The 3,280-nt window shown below is 66.8% G+C and carries 2 protein-coding genes; one reads left to right on the top strand and one right to left on the bottom strand.

The window, feature by feature from the left end; translation table 11 throughout:
• The first annotated feature begins 170 nt into the window (after positions 1 to 170).
• The gene (locus ACCC94_RS28880) at positions 171 to 830 is read left to right on the top strand and encodes a glutathione S-transferase family protein (RefSeq protein ID WP_413353012.1); all 660 of its coding nucleotides are present in this window, start codon (positions 171 to 173) and stop codon (positions 828 to 830) included.
• Positions 831 to 1,409: 579 nt separating this feature from the next.
• Here ACCC94_RS28880 and ACCC94_RS28875 read toward each other — a convergent pair.
• Entirely contained in the window at positions 1,410 to 2,903 is a 1,494-nt protein-coding gene (locus ACCC94_RS28875) for an aldehyde dehydrogenase family protein (RefSeq protein ID WP_413353011.1), read from the bottom strand.
• Between the last annotated feature and the right edge of the window lie 377 nt (positions 2,904 to 3,280).

The following is a 3,280-nucleotide window of genomic DNA, read 5'->3' as shown; positions in this document are numbered from 1 at the left end:
GCGCCGGCCTGGATCGGCATGGCGCTGGTGTGCCTGGTGATGTTCGCACTTGCCAGCCGCTTCGCGCCGCCGCGCCCGCTGGAGTGGCGAATGGAGGCCTGCTGAGAACTCCATGGCGCGGCCATTCGGGGCTAGGCTGAGTACTTTCTCCTGCCACCGGTGACTCCGCCATGTCCCTCGTCCTGTTCGGCCATCCGTTTTCCTCCTACACGCAGAAGGTGCTGATCGCCCTCTACGAGAACGCCACGCCTTTCGAGTTTCGCGGCCTCGGCCCGGATGAGCCGGAGAATGGCGCGCACTGGTTGCGGCTATGGCCGCTGGCGAAGTTCCCGGTGCTGCTGGACGGCGAGCACAGCGTCGCCGAGACCAGCATCATCATCGAGTACCTGCAGCTGAAGCATCCCGGCCCGGTGCGCCTGCTGCCGGATGACCCGCTGAAGGCGCTGGACGTGCGCTTCCTCGACCGCTTCTTCGACTGGCACGTGATGACCCCGGTGCAACATGCCGTTCTCGGCGCCATGAGCGGCGAGGCAGGCAAACGTGCGGAAGGCCTTGCGCATGCGGTGAGCAAACTCGAACTGGCCTACGCCTGGCTGGAAGAGCAGCTGGCCGGGCGCACCTGGGCGGCGGGCGACAGCTTCAGCCTCGCCGACTGCGCCGCCGCTCCGTCACTGTTCTACGCCGACTGGACCCATCCCATTGGCGACCGCTATCCCACGCTGCGCGCCTACCGTTCGCGCCTGCTGGCGCGCCCATCCTTCGCCCGCGCAGTGGAGGAGGCGCGGCCGCACCGACCGCTGTTCCCGCTGGGTGCGCCGGATCGGGACTGAGTTTTACAGAACGCCGGTGGCACCGTTCTTGTAGGAGCGAGCTTGCTCGCGAATCCCTTGGCACGGCGCTCGGGATGTTCGCGAGCAAGCTCGCTCCTACAGGGGGGCAATCGGTTCGGCTATCGGCCAGACCTTGGGCAACGGCAAAAAAATCCCCCGTGTGCTGCCGCGACCGGGGGATGCAAGACCCGCGCGGGGGCCGCGCGGGCGAGGTAGATCGTCAGTCGGGCATCCGGAATAGTTGGACCACCCGTAGGAGCGGACTCTGTCCGCGATGGTTTCCGGCGCGATGCGGACCCATCGCGGACGGAGTCCGCTCCCACCCAGCCTGCAATCTCCAGTGCTGGCCATGCATGGGTTACAGATCGTAGGGCGCATAACGCATCAGCGTTATCCGCCGCGAGGCAATCGGCGGATAACCCGTTCCGGGTTATGCGCCCTACGGTGCTGGAACCTCCCACCGCCAGAACCACCCGTAGGAGCGGACTCTGTCCGCGATGGTTTCAGGCGCGATACGGACCTATCGCGGACGAAGTCCGTTCCTACCCAGCCTGCAAACTCCGGTTGGCCATGGATGGGCTACAGGCGGATCAGCACCGACTTCAGCTCGGTGTAGTGCTCGATGGCGGCGGCGCCCATCTCGCGGCCGACGCCGGACATCTTGAAGCCGCCGAAGGGCAGCGCCGGGTCCAGCGCGCTGTGGCAGTTGACCCAAACCGAGCCGGACTTGATGCGCGGCACCATGCGGTGCACCGCCGCCAGGTCGTTGGACCAGACGCTGGCGCCCAGGCCGTAGGGGCTGTCATTGGCCAGGCGCAGGGCGTCCTCGATGTCGTCGAAGGGCATGGCGACCAGCACCGGGCCGAAGATTTCCTCCTGCACCAGCGGGTTCTTCTGGTCGACGTCGACGATCACCGTGGGTTTGACGAAGTAGCCGGGGCCGAACTGCTCGCCGCCGCAGGCGATGGTGGCGCCTTTGTCACGGCCCAGTTCGATGTAGTCGAACACACGCTTCTGCTGCTTGGCGGAAATCAGCGGGCCCATGTCGATGCTCGGGTCTAGGCCGTTGCCCAGCTTCATGCCGGTGGCGATGCCGGCGATGTCGGCCACCACGTTGTCGAAGTGTTTGCGCTGCACGTATAGGCGCGAGCCGGCGCAGCAGACCTGGCCCTGGTTGAAGAAGATCGCTTGCGCGGCGCCCGCGGCGGCCGTGGCCAGATCGGCGTCGGCCATGACGATGGTCGGCGACTTGCCGCCCAGCTCCAGCGTCACGCGGGTCATGTTGTCCATGGCCGCCTTGCCGATCTCCTTGCCGACCGGGGTCGAGCCGGTGAAGGTCAGCTTGTCCACCAGCGGGTGGTGGGACAGAGCGGCGCCGGCGGTGATGCCGGTGCCGGTGATGACGTTGAATACCCCGGCGGGGTAGCCCGCTTCCAGGACAAGCTCGGCGAGTTTCAGCGCCGACAGCGGGGTTTCGTCGGCGGGTTTCAGGACCACGCTGCAACCCGTGGCCAGCGCCGGGCCGAGCTTCCAGCAGGCCAGCAGCAGCGGGAAGTTCCAGGCGACGATGGCGCCGACCACGCCGACCGCTTCGCGGCGGATGTAGCCATGGAACTCGCCGTCGGGCATCAGCGGCATCGACACGTCCACTGTGGTGCCTTCGATCTTGGTGGCATAGCCGGCCATGTAGCGCAGGAAGTCGATGGCCAGCTGCACGTCCATCACGCGGGCGACGGCGGCGCTCTTGCCGTTGTTCAGGCATTCCAGCTCGGCCAGCAGGTCGGCGTCGCGCTCCATCAGGTCGGCGAGTTTCCACAGCAGGTTCTGCCGCTCGCGCGGGCGGGTGCGGCTCCAGGCCGAGTCATCGAAGGCCTGGCGCGCGGCGCGTACCGCGCGGTCGACGTCGGCAGCGGTGCCGGCAGGAACCTGGCACAGGACTTCGCCGGTGGCGGGGTTGTGCAGGTCCATCAGGGCGCCGTCGCTGGCGGAAGTCCAGTCGGCGCCGATCAGCATCTTCGGAGCGCGCTGCAGGAAGGCGCGGGATTCGGGCTTGATGGGCAGGGAAGCGAGCATTGCGGTGGCCTCTTGTTGTCTGTTCGTGCTCCCGGTCCGGGAGGTGCTGAGGCGAGGTATCGCAACGGCTGTGCCAAGGCTTGGTTGTTTATGCAACCTGCTGAATCTGAAAGGATTATTCGAATTTTCGCAGATTGAATAAGGAAGCCGCTGTCGCACATTGCGACAGCGGCTGAGACGCAGGGCCCGCATTCAAGGGGGCGGCGTTTGAGGTTTGATGCGGTTTGAGTCTCGCGTTGGAATACTCGTAGGAGCGGACTGCGTCCGCGATGGGTTTCGTGCAATGCGGTTCGGGGGGCCACGGCCCACGGGAAGGGCCCCCGGGAGGTAGGGGGGGGGGGTGGGCGGGCCGCGCCACGGCCCGGGGAGGGGGGGGT

This window comes from Pseudomonas sp. Pseusp97, assembly GCF_047304025.1.
Lineage (GTDB): Bacteria > Pseudomonadota > Gammaproteobacteria > Pseudomonadales > Pseudomonadaceae > Pseudomonas.
Note: the sequence above shows the minus strand (reverse complement) of the source record. Positions and strands in the feature narration are given on the sequence as shown.